Genomic DNA, 20,950 nt, shown 5'->3' with positions numbered 1-20,950 from the left:
GCTAGAACCTCTCCGGGTACAGGAGGGCGAGGACGAGATAGCCCAGAAGGGCGACGGCGACGATCAGGCCGACGACGTTCTCGGTGGTCATAGCTTCGCCACCCCCTTGGCGATGACGGCCACCAGCGCGAACACCGCGATCGTGGTGGTGACGAAGGCCATGTCGGCCATCGTGAGCTCCTGTTTTCTGCTCGAACTGCTCGGTTTCGGACTGTTCGAGGAAACCCCGTTTCGGACGGTTCGCGGTCTTCGTTGACACGTCCCTTACGGCGCGGTGACCGCTCTTGACGCGTCCTGTACGGAGTCCGTACGGGCTGCCGGGAACACAGGGCCGGGCGAGGATGACAGGAACGACACGGCGGACTGCGGAACGTCGCAATCCGGCCGGAGAATCCTGGAGCGCGGATGAGCGGAGCAGGTACGAGCGGACCGGAGGCCTCCGCCCCCGCGGGGGCGCCCGGCGAAGGCGGAACGGCTGCCGCCCGCTGCCGTGCCTGGCTGCTCAGCGGGCTCAGCGAGCAGACCGCCCGCCATCCGGGACCGCACGGCACTCCGCGCCCCGACGGCGGGGGCCACCGCTGGTACCGGGTGATGTGTCTGACCGGTGTCGACTACTTCTCCAGCCTCGGCTACGCCCCCGGTATCGCGGTCCTCGCCGCCGGTCTGGTCTCCCCGCTGGCGACCCTGGTGCTGATCGCCCTGACCCTCTTCGGCGCCCTCCCCGTCTACCGCCGGGTGGCCCGCCGCTCACCGCACGGCGAGGGCTCCATCGCCATGCTGGAGCGGCTGCTGCCCTGGTGGACGGGGAAGCTGCTGGTCCTGGTCCTGCTGGGGTTCGCGGCCACCGACTTCATCATCACCATCACCCTGTCGGCGGCCGACGCCTCGGCGCATATCGTGGAGAACCCGTACGCCCCGTCCTTCCTCCACGGCGAGAACCTCTGGATCACCCTGGGCCTCATCGGTCTCCTCGGCGTCGTCTTCCTGAAGGGCTTCCGCGAGGCCATCGGGGTCGCCGTCCCCCTGGTGGCCGTCTATCTGCTGCTCAATCTGGTGGTGGTCGTCGCATCGGCGGCCCGGATCCTGACCGAGCCCGTCGTCGTCGGCGACTGGTGGCACGCGATGCTCGCCGAGCACTCGTCGCCCCTGGCCGCCGTCGGGGTGGCACTGATCGTCTTCCCGAAGCTGGCACTCGGGATGTCCGGCTTCGAGACCGGGGTCGCGGTGATGCCGCAGATCAAAGGCGCTCCCGGCGATACGTACGAGAATCCGGCCGGACGGATCCGCGACACCCGCAAGCTGCTCACCACCGCCGCGCTGATCATGAGCAGCTTTCTGCTGCTGTCCAGCCTGAGCACGGTGATGCTCATCCCCGAGTCGGCCTTCGAGTCCGGCGGCCCGGCGAACGGCCGCGCCCTCGCCTACCTCGCCCACCAAGAGCTGGGCGAGGTCTTCGGGACGGTGTACGACGTCTCGACGATCTGCATCCTGTGGTTCGCCGGTGCCTCGGCGCTCGCCGGGCTGCTGAACCTGGTGCCCCGTTTCCTCCCCCGCTACGGCATGGCACCCGAATGGACCAGGGCGGTCCGTCCGCTGGTCCTGGTCTTCATGGCGATCGCCACCGGCATCACGGTCTACTTCGACGCGAACGTCGACAAGCAGAGCGGGGCGTACGCCACGGGGGTGCTGGTCCTGATGCTGTCGGCCGCCCTGGCGGTCACCGTCTTCGCCCATCAGGCCGGGGACCGGCGGGCGGCGATCGGCTTCGGCACCATCACCGCCGTCTTCCTCTACACCACGGTCACCAATGTCATCGAACGCCCCGACGGCATCAAGATCGCCGCGCTGTTCATCCTCGCCATCCTGGTGACGTCCTTCGCCTCCCGGGTGCACCGGGCGTTCGAGCTGCGGGCGGCGGACGTCGTCTTCGACAGCACGGCGGAGCGGCTGGTCCACGAGGCGGCGGCGAAGGGCCCGCTGCTGGTCGTCGCCAGCGATCCGACCGAGCACACCAAGGCGGAGTACCGGGCGAAGGAGTACCGCAAACGCGAGGAGACCCATATCCCCGGCAAACGGCCGCTGCTCTTCCTGGAGGTCGTCATCAGGGATTCGTCGGACTTCACCGAGGATCTGGTGGTCCACGGCTCGGAGCGGTTCGGGGTGCGGCGGCTGCGGGTCGCGGGCCCGACCGTACCGAACACGATCGCGGCGGTCCTGATGCGGCTGCGGGACGAGACCGGGGGGATCCCCCACGCCTACTTCACCTGGACCGAGGGCCATCCGGTGAGCCATCTGCTGAAGTTCCTGGTCTTCGGCGAGGGCGAGACGGCCCCGGTGGTCCGCGAGGTCCTGCGCCGCGCGGAACCGGACCCGGCCCGCCGCCCCCGGGTCCACGTCGGCTGAACGCCGCCGCGGTCCGGGGCCGGGTGGGCTGACCCCGCACCCCTGCGCCTCCGGGTCCGTTCAGCGGACGAGGCGGGCCGCTCGTCGCGCGCCGCCTGCCGCTCACCGCACCCCGCCGCCCACCGCCGCCCCCGGCCGCACCGCCGGGAACCGCACGTTCGTACGATGACGTCGTCCCCGGGGATTCCGCAGTCCCCCGACAGGAGCGGCGCATGACACCCGACGGTACGGCCCCGGAAGCCGCCGCCCGGCAGCGCAGGTCCCGCCACTCCGGCCGGCGGCTCCGGGCCCGGGCCGTCCTGGTCCTCGCCCCCCTGCTGGCCCTGGTCTCCCTCTATCCCGACCCGGTCCCCAACGCCGGTCCGCGCCTCGGCAGTCTGCTGGAGACCTTCCAGCCGTGGCTGCCGCTCGCGGCCCTCCCGCTCGCCGCCGTGGCCCTGTGGCGCCGTTCGGCACTCGCCCTGGCCGCCTGCGCCCTGCCGGGCGCCGCCTGGCTGATCGCCCACGGCGGCGCCCTGCTCGCGGACGAGGACACCCCGTACGACCTCACCGCCCTCCAGCACAACGTCAGCGACGTCAATCCGGACCCGGCGGGCACGGCCCGGCAACTCGCCGGGGCGGGCGCGGATCTGATCGCCCTGGAGGAGGTGGTGCCCGCCGCCCTGCCCGCCTATCGCGAGATCCTCTCCCCCGGCTATCCGCATCTCGCCGTCGAAGGCACCGTCGCCCTCTGGTCCCGCCACCCCCTCACCGATATCCGCCCGGTCGACATCCGCCCCCAGGACGTCCCCCGGGACTGGCGGCGCGGCCTGCGCGCCACCGCGCACACCCCGAAGGGCGAGATCGCGGTGTACGTCGCCCACCTCCCGTCCGTCCGGATGTCCCCCGCCTCCGGCTTCGGCACGGCCCGCCGGGACGAGAGCGCCCGCTATCTGGGCCGGGCCATCGAAGCGGAGGAGACGGAGCGCGTCCTTCTGATGGGCGATCTGAACTCCACGGTCGCGGACCGCGGTCTGGCACCCGTGACCTCCCAGCTGAACGCCCCGGCGGGCACCCTGGCGTTCAGCTGGCCGGCGTCCCTGCCCCTGGCCCGGATCGACCAGGTCCTGGCCAGGAACGCGAAGGTCGCCCATATCCGCGCCCTGGACCGGACCGGCAGCGACCATCTCCCGGTGCTGGCCAGGATCAGGTTCTGACTTCGGCGGCACTCTCCCGCCCGGCTCCGGCCGTGAGGGTGATGCGCTCGAACCACCAGGTCAGTGCGGAGCCCACCAGAACGATGACGCCGAAGGCGATCAGCAGGACGTCCGCGTTGCCTGCCGCGAGGAACAGGGCGCTGATGCCGCTGGCCACCGTGAAGCCGACCGCGCCCCACGAGTAGAGCAGGGAGAAGCCCACGGGCCAGTCCTCGGCGGGGAGTACCTCGGTGACCGTGAGGCTCCGTGACGTGGTCGCGGCGGCGTGGAAGAACCCGCAGCCGGTGACCAGGACGACGGTCATGACCGGGGAGGCGGTCAGCCCCACGGCGGTGACGATCAGGGCGAACACCCCGGACAGCACCAGGGTGTGGTGGTGCGGGCGGCCGCGCCAGCGCCGGAGGCCGTAGAGGAAACTGCCGACGATGCTGGTGACCGCGAGGCCGGAGAGGGCGAGTCCGGCCCAGGCGGGCGGTCCGTCGCGATCCCCGATGATGCCGGGCAGGGCGACCTCCAGTACGGCTTGGAGCATCAGCACCAGCGTGGCGACGACCAGGGACGGCCAGATCGCCCGGATGACGGCCGAGGTCGGCGGCCGGGCCCGCCCCCCGGACCCTCCGGCGCCGTGCTCCCCTGCACTGAGGGAGTCGGGGAGTTTGACGGCCGAGGCGGCGGCGATCAGCAGACCGCCGCAGACGATCAGCAGCGGTACGTCGGCGGTCCAGGCCACGGCCACGGCGGCGGCCAGCGCGGGACCCGCGATCTGGCACAGCTGATTGACGATCACATCGAGTGCCAGCGCCTTCTCCCGGGAGCCGGGGACGAGACGGACGATCAGGGTCCGCAGTCCGCCGAAGGTCCCGCTCGCCGCGGCGCCGCCGACGGCCGCGAGGGCCGCGGCGGCGAGGGGCATCCCGAGGGACAGCGTGACGACCATGGAGGCCAGCGCGACGGCATGGATCACCGAGACGCCCGCCAGTTCCCTGCGGAGCGGCCGGTGCTGGAAGCGCGCGCCCATCCGGGGCGCGCCGATCGCCTCACCGCCCGCGAAGGCGCAGGCGATGACGGCGCCCCAGGCGTAGGAGCCGGTGTGCTCCTCGGCGGCGAAGACGACTCCGAGGGGAATCGTGCAGACGGCGAGCCGGGTGCCGACGGTGGCGACCAGCCACCAGCCCACCCGGCTGTTCGTCAGCAGGGTCCGATAGCCCGTCACCTGCGGGTACGGGGGCACTCAGCCGACACCGTCGACGTAGCGCACGTCGAGCGTCCCCCCGGGACCGACGGTCGCCGCATCCGGCAGCCGGTAGCCCGGATTCCAGCGCTGCCGCTCGTCCAGCCGGTACTCGGTGCGGACGGTCAGCAGGCCGTCCCGGTCGTCGAGGATGCTGCCCTCGTAGAGGACGACCTTCCCCACCGCCGTCATCAGCGCGAACATCGGCTTTCCGAGCCCGCTGACCCGGCCGTTGGCGGTGAGCTGCCGGGCCAGGTCCAGCCCCCGGGCGACGGAGGTCCGGAATTCGTCGGTTCCCACCATGGGCACCGCGTGGAAGAGGTAGTGCGGTATCACCCGGAGCGTCCTGAGCTGGTCGTACAGCTCCGTCAGGGTGTCCAGGTCATCGTTGACGCCCTTCAGCAGGACGTTCTGACTGTAGAGCCGGACCCCGCAGCGTCTCAGGTTCCGCAGGACGTCGACCGCCTCGGGCTGGAGCTCGAAGGGGTGGTTGATCTGGACGGCGATATCGAAGGAGAAGCGGTCCGCGTGGCGGCGGAAGATGTCGTAGGTGTTCTCACGGAAGGCGGCCGGCTGCTGGACGGGCAGCCGGGTGCCGATCCGGATCACCTGGATACCGGGCGCCTCGGCGGCGATCGCGTCCACCAGCTCACCGAGCTTCTTCGGCGAGATCAGCGGGTCACCGCCGGTGATCAGCACCTCGCGGAGATGCGGGTCACCGGCCAGGTAGTCGACGATGGCGGAGAGTTCGGATCCGCTGCGGGTGTGCGGGTCGTACAGTCCGCGGATGCAGAAGACGCACTCGCTGGAGCAGGCGGAGAGCAGGTCGACCACGACGACCCGCCGGTATAACCGCTCCAGCCCCACGGGTAAGTCCCCCAGCGCGTCGTAGTGCCGCTCACTCAGCGCGGCACCCGGCACTTGTGCGGGCATCCGGAAGTACTGGTTGTGAATGCCTCGGTACGCCCCCGAATCCACCCCGTGCAGCGCCTCCGCCTTGGCGAGGAGCTGCCGGATGTACGGGTGGACTCGCGGTTTCTGCGTCGCCGTCAGGACATTGAGCAGTCCGGCCATCGCCGACTCCTTTGAACGGAGGTGGGGTGGTACGCGGAGCACCGTAGATTGTCATGGGCATGCTGGTAAAGGGTCAGTACCGAGATTTCATACGACTGGCGAAATTGCCGGTCATGCCCTTGTTGGCGGCGCCTTCAGGTCGATCTCGGCCCAGACGGTCTTGCCGCTGGGCGCGTACGGCTCCCACCCCCAGCGGTCGGCGAGCGCGATCACCAGCAGCAGCCCGCGCCCGCTCTCCCCCTCACCGTCCACAAGCGGGGGCGGCACCTCCGGCAGCCGCTCCCCCCGCGCATCGGTGACCTCGACCCGTACCACCCCCGCCACCCGGTCCAGCCTCAGCCCCAGCTTGAATCCCCGCCCCGGCACCCGGGCATGCCGCACGGCGTTGGACGCCAGCTCGGCAACAACGTGCTCCGCCCGCTCGGCCGGGTCGTACGGAACCTCCCAGCCGAGGAGATGGTCCCGGGTGAGTACCCGCGCCCGCCGCGCCCCGCGCGGCGAGCAGATCAGCCGCTGGGAGAACACACGTACGGTAAGCGGGAATTCAGTGGCAGAAGTGCTCATGGTGGCTACGGTGACGGGCATATGCGCGTGTCCACCAGCGGTTACCTCCGTACGCCGATTCCCCGTACGGAGCTGTTCGATGGACGGTACGGTGCACTCCTGGTCACGCTGGGTGAGTTCAGCGCGGCTCATTCCGTCCCGCGCCGTCACGCACCACGGAGGTGGCCGCGAATGACCAACACCGCCGAGACTCCGGCGAACGAGGACGACGACGACTGGGAGCGGGAACCCGACCCGTCGGACAGTCTGCGCACTTTCGGGGCGATGGTCCAGGCCCTGAGGGAACACGCGGGCCTCAGTCGGGCGGAGTTCGCGGAGATCGTGCGCTTCTCGAAACACACGGTGGAATCGGTGGAACGGGGCCGCAGGATGCCGGACGAGGCGTATGTGGAGCGGGGGGAGGGCGCGACGGGGAACACGGGGGCGCTGAGGGAGGGGGCGAAGCATCTGACGAGGCGGGATCCGGGGTTGGCGGCGTGGTTCCGCCAGTGGGCGCGGTTGGAGCGTACAGCCCCGAGCCTGTGCACCTATGAGTGCAGGCTGATCCCGGGCATGCTCCAGTCCGAGGGCTACATGCGCGCTCTCTGCGAGAACGACATGCCGCCCTTGACCGATGATGCGCTGGAAGCCCGGGTTCAACGACGTCTGGAACGCCAACGATTGCTGACCGATCGCCCCAACACCACTTTCGATTTCATCATCGAGGAGTCGGTGCTGATACGCCGCCTGGGTGGCCTGGAAGTGACCCGGGACCTGTTCGATCACATCCTGCGATTGTCCAAGCTCAGGAACGTCACTATCCAGATCATGCCTGCCAACAGCGAACATCATGCCTGTCTTGCCGGGCCCATTCGTCTGGCGGAAACCCCAGGAGGAAAACGCCTTGCTTACTGCGAGGGACAGGAAAGCGGACGGCTGATCTCAGAGCTGAAACAGGTCGCCATCCTGTACCAGCGGTATGCAAGACTCCGCTCACAGGCCCTCAGCCCCCTCGAATCCGTGGGCCTGCTGGAGCGCATCCGAGGAGCACTATGAGCGACAGCATCCAGCTGACCTGGTTCAAGTCCAGCTACAGCAGCGCACAAGGCGACGACTGCGTCGAGGTTGCCTGGTCCAAGTCCAGCTACAGCAGCGCGCAGGGCGATAGCTGCGTCGAGGTCGGATGGACCAAGTCCAGCCACAGCAGTGCGCAGGGCGACAACTGCGTGGAAGTCTGCGCCTCCACCGCCGCCGTGCATGTCCGGGACTCCAAGGACATCACCCGCCCGCACTTCACCGTCGGCAACGCCGCCTGGACGCAGTTCATCGGCTACGCCTCGCGCGGCTGATCCACCCGCTCTCCGCCCGCCCCCGGGGTCATGCCCCGGGGGCGTCCGGTTTCTCCTCCCGGGCCGGGATCCGGAACCGTACCTCCGTCAGCCGCTCCGACAGCTCCCACAGGCGGCGGCCGGTCTCCGGGGCCGTCGCGGCCTTCTTCAGGCGGACGCGGGTGGGGGTGCCGCGGAGTTCGAGGAGGCCGTCGGGGCCGATGTACTCGCCGCCGCGGATGCCGGGCTCGGTGGCCGCGTACAGCTGGGGCAGTGCGCCCTGCGCCGGGGTCTGGCCGATCCGGCTGAGCGCCCCGACCCTGCCGACGAGCTTCGCCAGGCCGATCGGGCCTCCGATCAGCAGGTTGGTTGCCGTGTAGCCGGGGTGGGCGAGGACGCTCCGGACCGGGCTCCCGGCGCTGTCCAGTCGGCGGTGGAGCTCCGTACCGAAGACCGCGTTGGCCAGCTTCGACTGGCAGTAGAAGCCCGCGGCGGAGTAGGAGCGCCGGCCGTGGAGGTCGTTCCAGTGGATGCGGCCGACGCGGTGCGCGATCGACGTGACGGTGACGATCCGGGCGTTGTCGCCGGTCAGCAGGGGGAACAGCAGGCCGGTCAGGGCGAAGTGGCCGAGGTAGTTGACGGCGAACTGGGTTTCGTGGCCCTGGGGGCTGAGGGTCCGGGGTGGTGCCAGCACGCCCGCGTTGTTGATCAGCAGGTCGATCCGGTCGCATTCGCCGTGCAGGCCGTCCGCGAAGGCGCGGACGGAGTCGAGGTCGGCGAGGTCGACCGTACGGACGCGGAGCCGGCCGTCCAGGTGTCCGGCGGAGAATCCGGCGGCGATCTCCGCGCGGGCGCGCTCCCCCTTCTCCTTGTTCCGTACGGCGATGACGACCTCCGCGCCCTTGTGGGCGAGCGCCCTCGCCGTCTCCAGGCCCAGGCCGCTGTTGGCCCCGGTCACGACGGCTGTCCGCCCGGTCTGATCGGCGACCCGGTCCGCGGTCCACGGCTGCTTCGGCATACGGCACACGCTGCCCCACGCGCGCCCGGCGCACAACGGCCCGTGCATGCTTCAACTCACGTCACCGTTGTTGTGCAAGCCCTGCCGGAGGGCGGCATCAAGGTGTGTGCGGTGCGGATGATGAGATCGGCGGCCCGGTTGATATCGGCGTCCGTGGTGGTGCGGCCTACGCTGAGCCGGAGAGTCGCGCGAGCCTGGCCGCGGGTGAGGCCGATCGCGGTGAGTACGTGGGAGGGTTCGGCGCTTCCGGTGTTGCAGGCCGATCCGGTGGAGGCAGCGATTCCGGGGAGGCGGTCGAGGAGGTCGATGGCCTCCACCCCCGGAAGGGTGAGGCTGAGGTTCCCGGGCAGCCGCCGGTGCGGGTGCCCATCGACCGCGGCGCCGGGGATCGCAGCCAGGAGACGGCCCTGGAGCCGGTCGCGCAGGGCTCGGATGCGGGACGGGGCCGGAACGGTCTCGGTGGTCACGAGGTGAGCGGCGGCACCGAAGCCCACAATGGCGGGAACGTTGGGGGTACCGGCCCGTAGTCCGCGTTCCTGTCCCCCGCCGGTCTGCTGGCCGATGACCGGGGTGCCGCCGCGTATGTAGAGGGCGCCGATGCCCTTGGGTCCATGGATTTTATGGCCGGACAAAGAAGCCAGGTCGACACCGAGTTCGGCGACGTCCAGAAGGTCGTAGCCGGCGCTCTGGGCGGCATCGGTGTGCAGGACGATTCGGCGCGAGGCGGTGATCTCGGCGATGTCCGCGAGCCGCTGCAGGGTACCGATCTCGTTGTTGCCGTGCATCACCGAGACGAGCACCGTGTTCCGGGTGAGTACGGCGGCGATGTCGGCCGGGCAGACGCGGCCGTACCCGTCGACGGCGACGCGGGTGAGGGTGTAGCCGTGGTGGTCGACCAGCCGTCGGCAAGCGGCGAGTACGGCCTTGTGCTCGATTGCGGTGGTGACGAGGTGCCCGCCCGAGGGGCGGACGGCCAGGGCAGCGCCGACGATGGCGAGATGGTTGGCCTCGGTGGCGCCGGAGGTGAAGACGACCTCCCGTTCGTTCTCCGCGCGAACCAGTGCGGCGACCTGACGGCGGGCGGTGCGAACGGCCTCGGCGGCGGTGTGCCCGAAAGCGTGCGGGCTGGAGGGGTTGCCGTACTCATGGCTGAGGAACGGCAGCATGGCCTCCAGAACGCGCCCGTCGAGCGGGGTGGTGGCCTGGTGGTCCAGGTAGATCGGTGTGGTGCTCATGCGGTCCGCCCCGTGTATCGGGCGGCGGCCGGTGTTGTCGCGGCGTACTTGCGTTCACCGTCGACCAGGTCCCAGTAGAGGGCGCGGGGTTCTGCGAAGACGGAGAACGCGGTGGCCAGGCAGTGCCAGTTCCGGTTCGGTTGTGCGAGGGCGAGGACGAAGGCGTCGTCGAAGAGTCCACGGGCGCGTTTGGCAAGGGCCTCGCGGGTCGGCTGCGGTCCGAACAGCTGCAGGTAGCCGCGCTGCCGGAGCCAGGCCTCGGCGTGCTCGGCGCCTGCCTCGCCGTCGAGGTGGCCGCCATCGGTGAGGGTCTGGGTGGCGAGCCGCTCAAGGCGGCGCAGGCGGCGGGCGTCCTCACCGCCGATGCACTGATCCCCGGTGAACTTCCACTCTTGCCAGCGGGGCGACTCGTAGCGGGTGAAGTCGACATCATCCAAGTGCGCGGTGACCTGTGGCGGGATCTGCCCGCGGGTCAGATCCGCGACGTCGTAGCCGGGCCCCAGGGCTTCCAGGGTCAGTGAACCGGGACGGCCGAGGCCGGGCCGGTCCATACGGAGCAGGACGGTCAGGCGGTTGGTGAAGCGGTTGGTGGGCTCCGCGAGTATCACCGCTCGCCCGTCCGCCAGCAGCCCGGTGGCCCTTGGCCCGATCTCCTCGATTCCGAAGGTATTACCACCTCGGTAGTACTGCTTCTTCTCCACCCCACCGTCCGAGCGGATCATCAGCGTCCGAGTTCCGGTAGCGGCGGCCAGAAGGCCGGCGGCAGCGCTGTGGCCGGGTGGGATGAGGCAGGCGTTGAGTACAGGCAGTTTCAGTGAGTGCATCAGTGCCATGCTCTGCCACTTCGGCCAGCGGCGGTCACCGGCTGCGGCCGCCAGCTCGGTGGCGGAAAGCATGTGGAGCGGTCGGGGCAGAGCCGTGGTCATCACACTGTTCCCCTTCTCTCTGCTCAGGCAGCGTCCGCGAGGTGCAAGTCGGTGGTCAGCTCGGCGAAGGTGCGCCGGCGGTGGGCGGTGAAAGGATGATCGCGCCAGTCGTAGAATTCGCCGATACCGAGCTGGTCCGCACACACCCGGCGGACGAATTGCCGGGCGAAGCCCGCCGAGGGCCAGTAGTAGTGCTCGCCGGGCCGCGGGGAGAGGTAGAGGTAGGAACCGTCCACCACTCCCGCAAGGCCGGTCAGGGAAGGGAGCCGCAGGCCCGGCCCGCCGGTCGTCTCGTAGGCGGCAGTAATCGCGTCCGGCTCGGGAACAGGAATCAGGTGCAGGTGGCAGTGGCTGCAGCAGGATGCACCCGAGTCGCATGCACGTGGGCCGTGTTCGGCGACGATGGTCGGCCCGTAGCGGGCCTGGACCAGTGTGCGCATGGCCTCGGTCTCTTCAGCGACCTGCCTGAGGCAGGCGGAGCCGGCATCGGCGGCGGCGTCCAGGTGCTGCAACGGCATGAACAGGCAGTAGCCCGGGGTGAAGGCTCCGATGGTCGGCAGAAGTACCCAGCCGCCGGCGGTCTCGGTGATGATCAGGGTCGTGTTCTCGCGCGCGGCGAACTCGGTGCAGAACTGGCAGTCCATCACGGTCACCTCTGAATCAGGTCGGTGGAGAACTCGGGCCGCCGACTCGGCTGGGAGCACGGCTCACCCCGGGCTCGGACCGCGCCACACCCCTCACCTTTCGAATCGAAGGCGGCTGCTGAAATGTTCCCCCGAATATCCTTCGATATCCTCCTGTCCGATTGGACATTTGCAGGTTTTCTCGGGATGAGATGCGGAGAGGTTCAGTTCTGCTGACCGTACGGACAATACGAGCTGAGCGAAGCCGCGTCGGAGAGGAGGCTTGATGGCGCCGTCGTTGCCTTCCGGGCCGTTGAGGGTTCCGGGGCCGGAGGGGTTCCGGGCCGATCTGATCTCGTGTTCTCCGGACCTTCTGGACCTCACCTGGGATCAGTTGCGGACGCTGATCATCGTCCGGGAGTCGAGAACAGCGCTGGCGGCGGCCAAGGTCCTGGGCCGCGAACAGTCCAGCGTGCAGAAGCAGCTCGACATCCTCAACCGCAACTTTCAGTCGTTGACAGGAGAGTTGCTGGTGGTCAAGCAGGGCCGGGGCCGGGACTTCCTTTTCACTCCGACCGGACTGGAGGTCGTCGAGCGGGCGAAGGCGACCTTCGCCTACTGGTTACAGGGCATCGCGGACTCGCGTCGCCGCCTCGGTTCGACGCTGACGGTAGGGACCACGGAGTTCACCCTCGGCTTTCTGGGGCGGGTGTGGGAGCAGGTGGCCCCGCAGCTACTGGAGCGGGAGGTGGAACTGAAGGTCGTCCATGTCCGGACCCGTGACTTCTGGCAGCGACTGGACTCCAACCAGGTGGATCTGCTGTGCGGCGGACTCGCGGCCGACGCCGCCGCCGAGCGGGTCACCTCCGAGTACGACTTCCTGGAGTGGCATCGCGAGGGCCTGGCCCTGCTGACGAACCTGCCGGTGCGCGAACTCGCCACCAGGTCCGTCGGTTTCGAACGGCTGCGGAGCCTGCCGCTGGTGGTCCCCTCACGCGGGGTGATCACCGACTTCGTCGAGCGTTGGTACGGGCCCGACTTCCGCTCGCGGCTCCGGATCGCCGCCGAGATCGACGACATCTACTACGGACTCGCCCTGCTGCGGTCCGGTATGACCTACGGATGCATGCTGTGTGCCCGCTCCCTCGGCGAGGCCGCCGTCGACGGGCGCCTCCCCACCAGCGACGACTTCCGGCTCATCGACTTCGCCGACGACTTCGACCCCATGTTGCAGCTGGTCTCCGGCGTCTTCGCCCGCAAGGGAGAACGCGAAACCTATGATGCCTCTCATCCACTGAACATTCTGTGGGAGGCATTCCGCGACGAGGCCGCTTCCGGCAGGCCCCTGCCCCTGTGACTCCCTGCTCCGGAGGAGCCCTGTGCTGCTGGCCTCGGTCAACCTCAACAAGCGTCTGGGTGCCACCGGCGCCCGCTCGCGGCTCGCCGCCTGGCTCCGTGAGCGCGGTGTGCAGATTCTGCTTGCGCAGGAGCCGTTCAAGCCCGCCGACCGGACGCCACCAACCTTGGGAGGCTTCCAATGCGCCGGCGGAGACGGGTATCTGGCTGTCTGGGTCAGCGAGGACCTCGCCCCGCCGACCGTGTCCGCACCGACCCCATGGGTTCAACGAATCGAGCTGGAGTGGCTTCTGGTCCTCCAGGTACATCTCGACGCCGGAGCCGGTTCCCTCCGGGTCGCCCAGCTGGTCGAACTCGCCGCGCTGGCCGCCGCCGAGAAGGGCCGCCCTCTGCTGGTCTGCGGGGACTTCAATCTCGCGCCCCGCCCCGAAGACGGCCTGTTCGGCAAAGAGATCAGCGCCTTCACCACCAAAGCGGAACGACAGGCTCTGCAGCAGTTGACTCGGATCGCCGATCTGACCGACACCACCGCCGACGACGCGCCCGTCTTCACCTTCGAGCGGGTCTCCCACGGCAAACCCAGCCGTTTCCGCTGTGATCTCGCCCTGCTCAGCAGCCATCTGACACCGGTGACCGCCATCACTGCGGATTCCTCGGTGCGAAGCGGTCCAACTGCGTTCACCGACCACTCCGCGCTGCTGATCGACCTCCCTCTCTCCATGCGGCCTGCCGAGCCGGACGACGTACTCTTCGCACTCAGCGAGCTGAACGGCAGTACCCCCGCCGTCCGGACCCAGCACGAACATCAGCCTCATAAGACGGCGATGAGCCGCCAGGCGCCCTCTCCGGCCTCCCGCGAGGTGACGGAACATCTGACCGGCCCACTCGGCATCGGCAGCGTCCTGGACCACGGCTGCGGCCGAGGCACCGACATCGCCCACTATCGTTCGGCGGGCCTGAGGGCCGAGGGCTTCGATCCGCACGACGGCTTCGGCTGGCCCCGCCCCCGGCAGACCGGATTCGACCTGGTCACCTCGGTGTTCGTGCTCAACGTCCTGCCCGATCCCTGGCAGCGGATCCAGGCCCTCAAAGACGCGGCCTCCTTCGCCCGCCCAGGCGGTTACGTCGTGGTCGTCACCCGCTCCCCGGAGGAGATCGCCAAGGCCGCCGCCGACGGCAACTGGAGCGTCCACCACGACGGGTTCTGGTCCAGCCGGTCCAAGGGAACCTTCCAGCGCGGCATCGCCCCCTGCGAGATCACCGCCATCGCCCGCCAGGCCGGACTCGTGCCCGCCCGGGGAGTCCCGGTGCTCCCGCTGCCCGGGGGATGCCATGCCGTCCTGACCAAGCCGACCGCCTAGGGCGGCCGGGCAACCGAGCTGTCAGCGGTTGCCGAACCAGATGATCCGCTCGGTGAAGCCGCCGCGCTCACTCGCCTTGACCTCACGGATCTTCTTCAGTTGATCCGCGTCGATCCCCAGGTCCGCGGCGAGCGCGTGCACGACTTCCAGGATGTCCGCGAGTTCCTCCGGCGCCTTGGCATCGTCGGCCTCCAGGAACTCGGCGACCTCCTCGCCAAGCTTGTCCCGCAACCGGTCGCGGTACTCCTCCGGACCCGCGGTACAGGTGACCGGCACGGCCCCGTCCTCACGGATGATCTGCGGAATCCGGTCCCGCACCAACTTGCCGTACCCGCTGTTGCGGTCCATCGGCCATTCCTCCGCACCCATCACCACAGGGCCGGGCCCCGATGACCGCCCCTCTATGCCGAGGCAGCCTAGGGAAGGCGCCTCGCCACTCGCCAGGGAAACTGCCGTTCCCACCCGTCCGGGCCCGGGACGGCCGAGAATCAGCGCCTCCCGGGCATGGGAAGCCCGGTGTCACAACGCGGCATGAGACGGTCCCGTACGGGGCACATAGCCGCCAGTCGAGAGCGGGGGCGCAGTGATGGGGTGGGTGACCGATGAGGGGCGTTTTGCGGTCTGGTGGCTGGTGGGGTTTGCGGCGGTCAATGCGGGGCTGGGCCTTTGGTGCCTGATCCGGGGGTGGGGCGACCGGATGACCATCCGGCGCATCAGGCGCGAGGGCATCGGGCCGGTGGAGGCGGCGTGGCAGGTGGGCCAGGAGCGGAAGGCCGCGCGGACCGCCGTGGGGCTCCTCGTACAACAGGGGGCGGTGGAGGTTTCGGACGGGGGCGTGGTCAGGGCCGTACCCGATGTTCCGGAACCGGCCGACCCGGTGCTGTCCGCGCTCTTCGAAGGCATCCGGCGGCAGGGCGCCAGGGGGGCTCGGCTGTACGAGATCCTGGACGTGGACGGCTTCGCGACGTACCGGGACCGGCTGGAATCGCGCGTCCCGGATGTGCGGCGGTATGCGGAGCCCGGTCGGACCGTCGTCGCCTTCGCCGCGTGCGGTATCAGTTTCGGTATGACCGCGCACGGTCTGGGTGCCGGGGTGCGCCTCCCCTTCCTCGGCGGGGACCCCGCGCTGTGGGTCGTGTTGTGGTGGCCGATCTGGGGTCTGCTCTGGCTCTGCACGCTGGCGTGGCCGGACGAGAACACCCGGCGCTGGCGGAGCTTCAACCGCTACTGCCGGCGAGAGGCCGACGCCGTACTGGAAGGACTTCCGTCCCGGACCCGGAAGGCGCTGGGGAAGAAGGCGTTCCGGCCGACCCCGCCCCGGCCGCGGCGGGAGCGGAAGCCGGCCCGGCCGAAGCCGCGGACCCGGGAATCCGGTGGGGGCGGCTGGGCCGACGAGATCGGCGCGGACACCTGCGGGGGCGGTGGCTGCGGGGGCGGCGACTGATGCCGCGGACGCCCGGACGCCGGTCGGGAGTGAGGGGGACAACGCGATGGGCTGGGTGATCGACGAGAGGTTCTTCGCGGTCTGGTGGCTGCTGGGCTTTGTCGCGGTCAACATCGCGCTGGGCGTCTGGAGCCGGGCCAGGGGGCGCGCCGACCGTGCCACCATCCGCCGGATCAGGCGGGAGGGCATCGGGCCGGTGGAGGCGGCCCGACAGGTGGGTGACGAGCGGCAGACCGCGCGGACGGCCGTGTACCTGCTGTATCTGCGGGGGGCGGTGGAGGTTTCGGAGGAGGGCGTGCTCACCGCCGTACCTGACGCTCCGGAACCGGCCGATCCGGTGCTGTCCGCGCTCTTCGAGGGCATCCGGCGGCGGGACGCGGAGGGCGCTCGGCTCTACGAGTTCCTGGACGACGACGATTTCGCCCCGTACCGGAACCGACTGGAATCGCACGTGCCGGATGTGCGCCGCTATGCAGAACGCACCCGGGCGATCGCGCTCTCCGCCGCGTTTGTGCTGAGCGTGGGTATCAACCTGCACGGGGTGGTTTCACAGACGCCGTTCCCGCCGCTGGGCAATGATCCCGGCTGGTGGATCCTGCTGTGGTTTCCCATCTGGGCGGTGCTGTCGCTCTGTGCCGCGGCGTGGCCGAGCGAATTCTCCCGGCGCTGGCGGAGCTTCAACCGGTACTGCGAGCAGCGGGTGGCCGACGCTCTGGGCGAGGGCCCGCCGTACCCCGTCCGTGCCGCGGTGGACAAGGGGGCGTACCGGCCGACGCCACCGAGCCCGCGCCGGCCGGGCGGCTCGCCCTCGGCGGAACGCGGCGCTCCCGGGGACGGTGGGAGCAGCTGGGCCGATGATGCCGGTGCGTACTCGTGCGGCGGCGACTGAACGGCCGGGGCCTGTCCGGCGGATCGTGCCGGACAGGCCCCGGCCCCGGGTCAGGGCTCAGCGTTTGAGCAGGAAGGTGAAGTCGCCGGAGCGTTTGCCGGTCAGCCGGACCGACGAAACGGCTTTCCCTTCCGTGATCAGTCTCTCGACCTCGGCCCGCGGCAGCCCGCAGCCTTCGGCGATCAGCCGCACCGGCCGGACCGGGATCCGGGCCGCGAAGCGGACCGAGACGTCGATCACCTCGCGGTCCAGGTGTGCCGATCCGCCGGTGTCGAGGCGCCAGGCACGGTCCCAGTCGAGGGCGATGCGGTTACGGCGCTGGAGGACCGGATCCCGGAGCAGTTCGGCCGTCAGACCGAGGTCGTTGGCGTGGAGCCGGTCCAGCAGCTCGGGCGGGACGGAGCGGACGTTCTTCCGCTCCAGGACCGTGAGTTTCGCGGTCTCCCCGCACCTGGTGCAGAGCACGAGGAGCCAGGCGTCGAGGAGCTTGTGGTTGGCGTTGACGCGAAATTTGCCGTCGGCCCGGAAGCGCTCGGAGGCGCAGACGTGGCAGCGGCGGCGGACGAGCGGCAGGCAGGTGGGCACGACGGCCCAATGGGTGAGCACAGAGGTACACCGGTTTCAGTGAGAATTCCGCAGCAAAAAGCAGCGCGGCACGCAGGGCGCGACGCGCGACCGATCAGCGCTCGGGAGGTCTCACACGGTGTACAACGGCACGTCCTTACCTGGATGACTGGTGCGGCAGCACGGTAACGGAGCGCGGCGGCACGGCTCCACCGGTTTTCCGGCGCCGCCCGGAAGCCCGGGCCGGGCGGCGGTCACGGCCCTCGGGGTGCCTCAGCTCCGCCCCGCCGCCTTGACGAGGCCGTTCGCGGCGATGAGACCGAGTCCGGGCACGGCTTCGCGCAGTGCCTTGACGGCGCGGACATGGTCGGCGGCCGGATCGGTGTCCGCGGCGCGCAGGGTCCGCCGTACCCACTCCCCCGTCCGCTGCTCGTCCGTCAGCGCCCCGTGGCGTTCGGCGATGCGCAGCGCTTCCTCCAGCCCGGGCCGCAACGACGGATCGGCCGATTCCAGCGCGGTGACAAGGTCGGCGCGGACGGCGTCGACATCGTGGAGGAGTACGACGGGAGGGGTGCTCCTGGTCGCCATGGGGTGATCCGTCCCTTCACAAATGGTGCGATGACATCATGATATTCGCGCTGCTGGGGAGGGGTACGGCCGCTCCTCATGCCGATGGCACCGGCCCCCGGGCGGGGGACGGTGCCATCGGTCCGGGCGGTGCCGCTACGGCACAGGCCTGAGGTGTCAGCGCTGCCGCGCGTCCGTGACCTTGCCCGTGACGATCGGGCCGTCCGTCCAGGTGCCGTCGTTCATCCGGTAGCGGCCCAGCTGCATCCGTACCGACTCCTCCGGCTCGGTCAGCGCGTCGGTGATCGTGGGCACGGACATCTCGACGCTGGTCTCACCCGCGGGAATGGTGACCCAGATCCAGGGGGCGGCCTCCGACATGGACTGCTCCGGGTCGGGGAGCAGGCCCTGTTCGGACAGCCACTGCGGGTCGACGTCCTTCGTGGACAGCTCGGGTCCGCCGCCCGTCGGCAGGAAGACGAACCGGGCATAGAAAACGCTGTCGGCGGGCGCGGACAGCTGGACCTTCCAGGTGAGCTTCCCGCCCTCGGTGACCGAGTCGGCGACCGGAGCCACGCTGACCTCCGGCTCGGCGTCGTCGTTCTCGACGAGGAGGCCGCCGAAGGCGCCGCCGACCGCCGCGCCGCGCACGGCCTTGGCGGTGACTTCGTAGTGGATGTCCTCGGAGAAGCGGGTGTTGCCGTTGACCGTGACCGGCACGGTCACGGGGGCGCCGGCTTTCACCTTCACGGTGCGGACCGCGGTCTCGTAGGTCTTCGGGTCGAGAACGCCGAGCTTGACCACGCCGGTGCCCTTGCCGGTGGCCCGGACGTTCACCTGGTGGGTACGGGTGCCGGAGTCCCCTTCCTTGACCGTCTGCGTGCTGACGTCCAGCCGCGGGAGCGGTACCGGGTTCACCGCGGGCGTGCCGGGGCGCCAGCCCCAGGCGTCCACCAGCCACAGGCTGCCGGAGGTGCTGCGCGGAGTGAGCTCCACCGACCGGATCCGCTTCAGGTCGACACCGGCGGCGGTGGCCGCCCTCAGCGGAACACGGAGCTCACGCGCCCAGTGCGAGGAGGTGACGCCGCTACCGGGAAGGCCGTCGACGGTGACCCGGCCGAGGCGCACGCGCTTCCCCGAGGTATCGGTGACGGCGACGTCGAGCCGGGTGCCCGAGCTGTTCGGCGGCACCGCGGCCCGCAGCGCGAGCGCTTCGGAGCCCGCCAGCGAGAAGACGCGCCCCGGCGTCAGCTTCACCGGGGTGCCCGGCTTGGTCCAGTCGGCCCTGACCGCGTTCCGGCCCGGCTCGTCAGCGGCGAACCCCCACTGTGCGAAGTGCGGCGACACCCCGATCTCGGACTGCTGCATACAGGCTCGGGCGGTGTCCGAGGTGATCTGGTCGCATACGCGTCCGTTGGCCACCGACAGCGGGGCGTCGGGCAGGATCGCCGCGGTGCGGTTGCCGCCGACGGCGTGGCTCAGCACCCGGGCGGGCCCGGCGGAGGGCGCGCGGCGGCCGGACCCGTCGAGGAGCGGGCGGACCCGGTCGTCTCCGGCGAGGAACAGCCGCGCTGCGGCGGCGATGTAGGTGGTACCCGCCGTCTGCTGCTGCCCGGCGCTCAGCCGGGTCTTCGCCCCCGGCCCGCAGACCCGGTCCTCGTCCTCGAACCAGTCGTCGTTGGCCGGTGCCTCGGTCTGGCCGGGCGTCCACTCGGTGTTGAAGTAGTTGTGGTTGGCGCCGACCATGTACACCGCGCTGTGCAGCGCCGTACCGCGGCCGATGCCACGGGCGGCGTCCAGGTACATCTGCCCCTGGAGATCGGACACATCGCCGTCACAGCCCGGCAGGATCGTCATGGAGGGCACATCGGGCGCCGGGTTGTGGCCGAAGATCGTGGGGCCGATCAGCACGGTGCCGCGGATCCGCCAGCTCACCGGTCCCCGGTAGCCGTCCTCGGCGCGCGGCGGCGGGGAGACGCTGTCGTAGGCCGCCCGGTTGACGCCCTCGCCGCCCCGGGAGTGGCCGACGAGGAGCACCTTCGAAAGATCGGCGGCCTTGGTCGCGCGGACCGCAGCGGGCGCCTTCGCGGGATTCGCGCCCCACTCGGCCCAGCGGGCCAGATGCTGCCGGACCAGGGAGGAGCGGGCCTGGGCCCCGCTGTCGGGCTTGGGGCCGTCCTGCGCGTTGATGCCGTTCGCGGAAATGGAGACCGTCACATAGCCCTGGGACGCCAGGAGCTTCTGGTCGTGCTGATAGCCGCGGTAGCTCGGTATCTCCTTCTGTCCCGGCGGGCACGGCCACTGGAGGTTCGGCCAGTCCGAACCGGGCTCGTAGCAGGACGCGTGCCGGCCGTGGAGGAAGAGCGCCAGCGGGCGCTTGCCCGGCGCGTTCGCCGGGCCGACGACCGTGGCGCGCATCTCCACGGGCTTCTCGTAGCCCGGCAGCTTGACCGACTTCAGGGTGTACTCGCCGCTGGTGGTGCGGTACTTGCCCGCAACACCCGGATCGACCGAGTTGACGGGCAGCGGAGCGGGAGGCTTGACGGCGTCCGGCGCGCTCCGCCGGGCGGAGGATCGTTCCTTCCCGGCGGCGTCCAGCCGCCGCGAACCGGCGACCACCTGGAGCTCGTTCACCGGTCCGATGGCCGACGTATCGACGCGGAGCCGGAAGGTCCGGTGATCGGGGGAGGCCTCCGGAACGCCGAGAGTCCGCTCCCCGGAGCGGAACTCGACCAGGGCACCGCCCATGCCCACGGGCACGGGCGAACTCCAGACCAGTTCCCCGGCCGAGATACGCCACCCTTCCGGCAGCCGGTCCTGAGCGGCGCCCGGCGGCGCCCCGGGTATGGATTCGCCGGTCGGCTGCGCCTGCGCCCATCCCGGCGCACCCGCCGCCAGCGCCACGGCCACGGCGGTGGCCGTCAGCGCGCGTGAGACCAGTCTCACGATGGTGTCTCCTCGTCGTCGTTCCTGCGTCGGCGCCCCGGGGGCTCCGGGGCGCCGATGAGAAAGATGCGTGACACACCGTCAACGGTTGCCTCACCAGCCCCACGGAGAACCGTCCGCCGTGGCCGACCGGCCGATGGATGCGGCAGTTCGCACCGAATACACCGTGAAAAACGTGAGGTTCACGCCATACCACCGGGTAACTGCGCGTCCTTATGGTGTTGCCCCGCGCCCTGAGAAAGAGCT

At 70.2% G+C, this 20,950-nt stretch carries 21 protein-coding genes; 9 read left to right on the top strand and 12 right to left on the bottom strand.

Translation table 11 applies throughout. The features are described from left to right. Position 1: 1 nt before the first annotated feature. Positions 2–91, bottom strand: a complete 90-nt coding sequence (gene kdpF, locus B7R87_RS28810) for a K(+)-transporting ATPase subunit F (protein WP_006345495.1) — start codon at positions 89–91, stop codon at positions 2–4. Between the two features lie 21 nt (positions 92–112). Here kdpF and B7R87_RS28805 point away from each other — a divergent pair, with 21 nt between their 5' ends. The 3 genes from B7R87_RS28805 (at position 113) to B7R87_RS28795 (ending at position 3,599) form a co-directional block, all read left to right on the top strand. Beyond that, a complete protein-coding gene (locus B7R87_RS28805) occupies positions 113–256 on the top strand; it encodes a hypothetical protein (protein ID WP_157997812.1) in 144 nt (47 codons plus the stop codon). 149 nt (positions 257–405) lie between these two features. Next, positions 406–2,403, top strand: a complete 1,998-nt coding sequence (locus tag B7R87_RS28800) for an APC family permease (protein WP_187144522.1) — start codon at positions 406–408, stop codon at positions 2,401–2,403. A gap of 212 nt (positions 2,404–2,615) precedes the next feature. After that, complete coding sequence (locus B7R87_RS28795; RefSeq protein ID WP_130584728.1) at positions 2,616–3,599, top strand: endonuclease/exonuclease/phosphatase family protein; 984 nt, start codon at positions 2,616–2,618, stop codon at positions 3,597–3,599. Here B7R87_RS28795 and B7R87_RS28790 read toward each other — a convergent pair. The 3 genes from B7R87_RS28790 to B7R87_RS28780 form a co-directional block, all read right to left on the bottom strand. After that, complete coding sequence (locus B7R87_RS28790; protein WP_006345498.1) at positions 3,589–4,830, bottom strand: MFS transporter; 1,242 nt, start codon at positions 4,828–4,830, stop codon at positions 3,589–3,591. The genes B7R87_RS28795 and B7R87_RS28790 overlap by 11 nt on opposite strands. Beyond that, positions 4,831–5,904: a radical SAM protein gene (locus B7R87_RS28785; RefSeq protein WP_006345499.1), complete on the bottom strand. Its 1,074-nt coding sequence runs from the start codon at positions 5,902–5,904 to the stop codon at positions 4,831–4,833. 111 nt (positions 5,905–6,015) lie between these two features. Then, entirely contained in the window at positions 6,016–6,468 is a 453-nt protein-coding gene (locus B7R87_RS28780; protein ID WP_040913322.1) for an ATP-binding protein, read from the bottom strand. Between the two features lie 171 nt (positions 6,469–6,639). Here B7R87_RS28780 and B7R87_RS28775 point away from each other — a divergent pair, with 171 nt between their 5' ends. Both B7R87_RS28775 and B7R87_RS28770 read left to right on the top strand, forming a co-directional pair. Beyond that, positions 6,640–7,503: a helix-turn-helix domain-containing protein gene (locus B7R87_RS28775; RefSeq protein ID WP_006345501.1), complete on the top strand. Its 864-nt coding sequence runs from the start codon at positions 6,640–6,642 to the stop codon at positions 7,501–7,503. Beyond that, a complete protein-coding gene (locus tag B7R87_RS28770) occupies positions 7,500–7,796 on the top strand; it encodes a DUF397 domain-containing protein (RefSeq protein ID WP_006345502.1) in 297 nt (98 codons plus the stop codon). Before B7R87_RS28775 ends, B7R87_RS28770 begins: the two co-directional genes overlap by 4 nt. A gap of 28 nt (positions 7,797–7,824) precedes the next feature. On the opposite strand, the gene B7R87_RS28765 is transcribed toward B7R87_RS28770, so the two are convergent. From B7R87_RS28765 to B7R87_RS28750, 4 genes are read right to left on the bottom strand one after another with little or no spacing between them, the layout of a single operon-like run. Next, positions 7,825–8,793 carry an oxidoreductase gene (locus B7R87_RS28765; RefSeq protein ID WP_006345503.1) on the bottom strand — a complete coding sequence of 323 codons (969 nt, stop codon included), beginning with the start codon at positions 8,791–8,793 and terminating at the stop codon, positions 7,825–7,827. Between the two features lie 56 nt (positions 8,794–8,849). Beyond that, positions 8,850–10,028 (bottom strand): cysteine desulfurase family protein, encoded by a 1,179-nt coding sequence (locus tag B7R87_RS28760; protein WP_006345504.1) that lies wholly within the window; start codon positions 10,026–10,028, stop codon positions 8,850–8,852. After that, positions 10,025–10,954, bottom strand: coding sequence for a hypothetical protein (locus tag B7R87_RS28755; RefSeq protein WP_006345505.1), 930 nt, complete (start codon positions 10,952–10,954; stop codon positions 10,025–10,027). The genes B7R87_RS28760 and B7R87_RS28755 overlap by 4 nt, the downstream gene beginning before the upstream one ends. 23 nt (positions 10,955–10,977) lie before the next feature. Continuing rightward, positions 10,978–11,607: a hypothetical protein gene (locus B7R87_RS28750; protein ID WP_006345506.1), complete on the bottom strand. Its 630-nt coding sequence runs from the start codon at positions 11,605–11,607 to the stop codon at positions 10,978–10,980. A 256-nt stretch (positions 11,608–11,863) separates the two neighbouring features. Between B7R87_RS28750 and B7R87_RS28745 the strand changes: the two genes are divergently transcribed. Together B7R87_RS28745 and B7R87_RS28740 are read left to right on the top strand one after the other, a co-directional pair. Further along, positions 11,864–12,934, top strand: coding sequence for a LysR family transcriptional regulator (locus tag B7R87_RS28745; protein ID WP_045852774.1), 1,071 nt, complete (start codon positions 11,864–11,866; stop codon positions 12,932–12,934). A gap of 22 nt (positions 12,935–12,956) precedes the next feature. Continuing rightward, positions 12,957–14,294, top strand: coding sequence for a methyltransferase domain-containing protein (locus tag B7R87_RS28740; RefSeq protein WP_006345508.1), 1,338 nt, complete (start codon positions 12,957–12,959; stop codon positions 14,292–14,294). Between the two features lie 21 nt (positions 14,295–14,315). Here the strand turns inward: B7R87_RS28740 and B7R87_RS28735 are convergent, their stop codons facing one another. Further along, complete coding sequence (locus B7R87_RS28735; protein WP_006345509.1) at positions 14,316–14,642, bottom strand: nucleoside triphosphate pyrophosphohydrolase; 327 nt, start codon at positions 14,640–14,642, stop codon at positions 14,316–14,318. A gap of 238 nt (positions 14,643–14,880) precedes the next feature. Between B7R87_RS28735 and B7R87_RS28730 the strand changes: the two genes are divergently transcribed. Then, on the top strand, positions 14,881–15,738 hold the full coding sequence (locus tag B7R87_RS28730; RefSeq protein ID WP_078902046.1) for a DUF2207 domain-containing protein: 858 nt from the start codon (positions 14,881–14,883) through the stop codon (positions 15,736–15,738). Positions 15,739–15,784: 46 nt separating this feature from the next. Then, entirely contained in the window at positions 15,785–16,627 is an 843-nt protein-coding gene (locus B7R87_RS28725; protein WP_006345511.1) for a DUF2207 domain-containing protein, read from the top strand. Between the two features lie 57 nt (positions 16,628–16,684). On the opposite strand, the gene B7R87_RS28720 is transcribed toward B7R87_RS28725, so the two are convergent. The 3 genes from B7R87_RS28720 to B7R87_RS28710 all read right to left on the bottom strand — a co-directional run bounded on the left by B7R87_RS28720 (position 16,685) and on the right by B7R87_RS28710 (position 20,704). Then, on the bottom strand, positions 16,685–17,233 hold the full coding sequence (locus tag B7R87_RS28720; protein WP_006345512.1) for a DUF1062 domain-containing protein: 549 nt from the start codon (positions 17,231–17,233) through the stop codon (positions 16,685–16,687). Positions 17,234–17,464: 231 nt separating this feature from the next. Further along, positions 17,465–17,779: a hypothetical protein gene (locus tag B7R87_RS28715; protein ID WP_006345513.1), complete on the bottom strand. Its 315-nt coding sequence runs from the start codon at positions 17,777–17,779 to the stop codon at positions 17,465–17,467. 156 nt (positions 17,780–17,935) lie between these two features. Then, a complete protein-coding gene (locus B7R87_RS28710) occupies positions 17,936–20,704 on the bottom strand; it encodes an alpha/beta hydrolase (RefSeq protein ID WP_006345514.1) in 2,769 nt (922 codons plus the stop codon). Between the last annotated feature and the right edge of the window lie 246 nt (positions 20,705–20,950).

The sequence above is a fragment of the Streptomyces tsukubensis genome, assembly GCF_003932715.1.
GTDB classification, from domain to species: domain Bacteria; phylum Actinomycetota; class Actinomycetes; order Streptomycetales; family Streptomycetaceae; genus Streptomyces; species Streptomyces tsukubensis.
Note: the sequence above shows the minus strand (reverse complement) of the source record. Positions and strands in the feature narration are given on the sequence as shown.

Bases quoted from the DNA above. Each gene is read 5' to 3' on its own strand.
- kdpF (WP_006345495.1), bottom strand. From the start codon at position 91: ATGACCACCGAGAACGTCGTCGGCCTGATCGTCGCCGTCGCCCTTCTG.
- B7R87_RS28805 (WP_157997812.1), top strand. From the start codon at position 113: ATGACGGCCACCAGCGCGAACACCGCGATCGTGGTGGTGACGAAGGCC.
- B7R87_RS28800 (WP_187144522.1), top strand. From the start codon at position 406: ATGAGCGGAGCAGGTACGAGCGGACCGGAGGCCTCCGCCCCCGCGGGG.
- B7R87_RS28795 (WP_130584728.1), top strand. From the start codon at position 2,616: ATGACACCCGACGGTACGGCCCCGGAAGCCGCCGCCCGGCAGCGCAGG.
- B7R87_RS28785 (WP_006345499.1), bottom strand. From the start codon at position 5,904: ATGGCCGGACTGCTCAATGTCCTGACGGCGACGCAGAAACCGCGAGTC.
- B7R87_RS28780 (WP_040913322.1), bottom strand. From the start codon at position 6,468: ATGAGCACTTCTGCCACTGAATTCCCGCTTACCGTACGTGTGTTCTCC.
- B7R87_RS28775 (WP_006345501.1), top strand. From the start codon at position 6,640: ATGACCAACACCGCCGAGACTCCGGCGAACGAGGACGACGACGACTGG.
- B7R87_RS28770 (WP_006345502.1), top strand. From the start codon at position 7,500: ATGAGCGACAGCATCCAGCTGACCTGGTTCAAGTCCAGCTACAGCAGC.
- B7R87_RS28765 (WP_006345503.1), bottom strand. From the start codon at position 8,793: ATGCCGAAGCAGCCGTGGACCGCGGACCGGGTCGCCGATCAGACCGGG.
- B7R87_RS28760 (WP_006345504.1), bottom strand. From the start codon at position 10,028: ATGAGCACCACACCGATCTACCTGGACCACCAGGCCACCACCCCGCTC.
- B7R87_RS28755 (WP_006345505.1), bottom strand. From the start codon at position 10,954: ATGACCACGGCTCTGCCCCGACCGCTCCACATGCTTTCCGCCACCGAG.
- B7R87_RS28745 (WP_045852774.1), top strand. From the start codon at position 11,864: ATGGCGCCGTCGTTGCCTTCCGGGCCGTTGAGGGTTCCGGGGCCGGAG.
- B7R87_RS28735 (WP_006345509.1), bottom strand. From the start codon at position 14,642: ATGGACCGCAACAGCGGGTACGGCAAGTTGGTGCGGGACCGGATTCCG.
- B7R87_RS28730 (WP_078902046.1), top strand. From the start codon at position 14,881: ATGGGGTGGGTGACCGATGAGGGGCGTTTTGCGGTCTGGTGGCTGGTG.
- B7R87_RS28725 (WP_006345511.1), top strand. From the start codon at position 15,785: ATGGGCTGGGTGATCGACGAGAGGTTCTTCGCGGTCTGGTGGCTGCTG.
- B7R87_RS28715 (WP_006345513.1), bottom strand. From the start codon at position 17,779: ATGGCGACCAGGAGCACCCCTCCCGTCGTACTCCTCCACGATGTCGAC.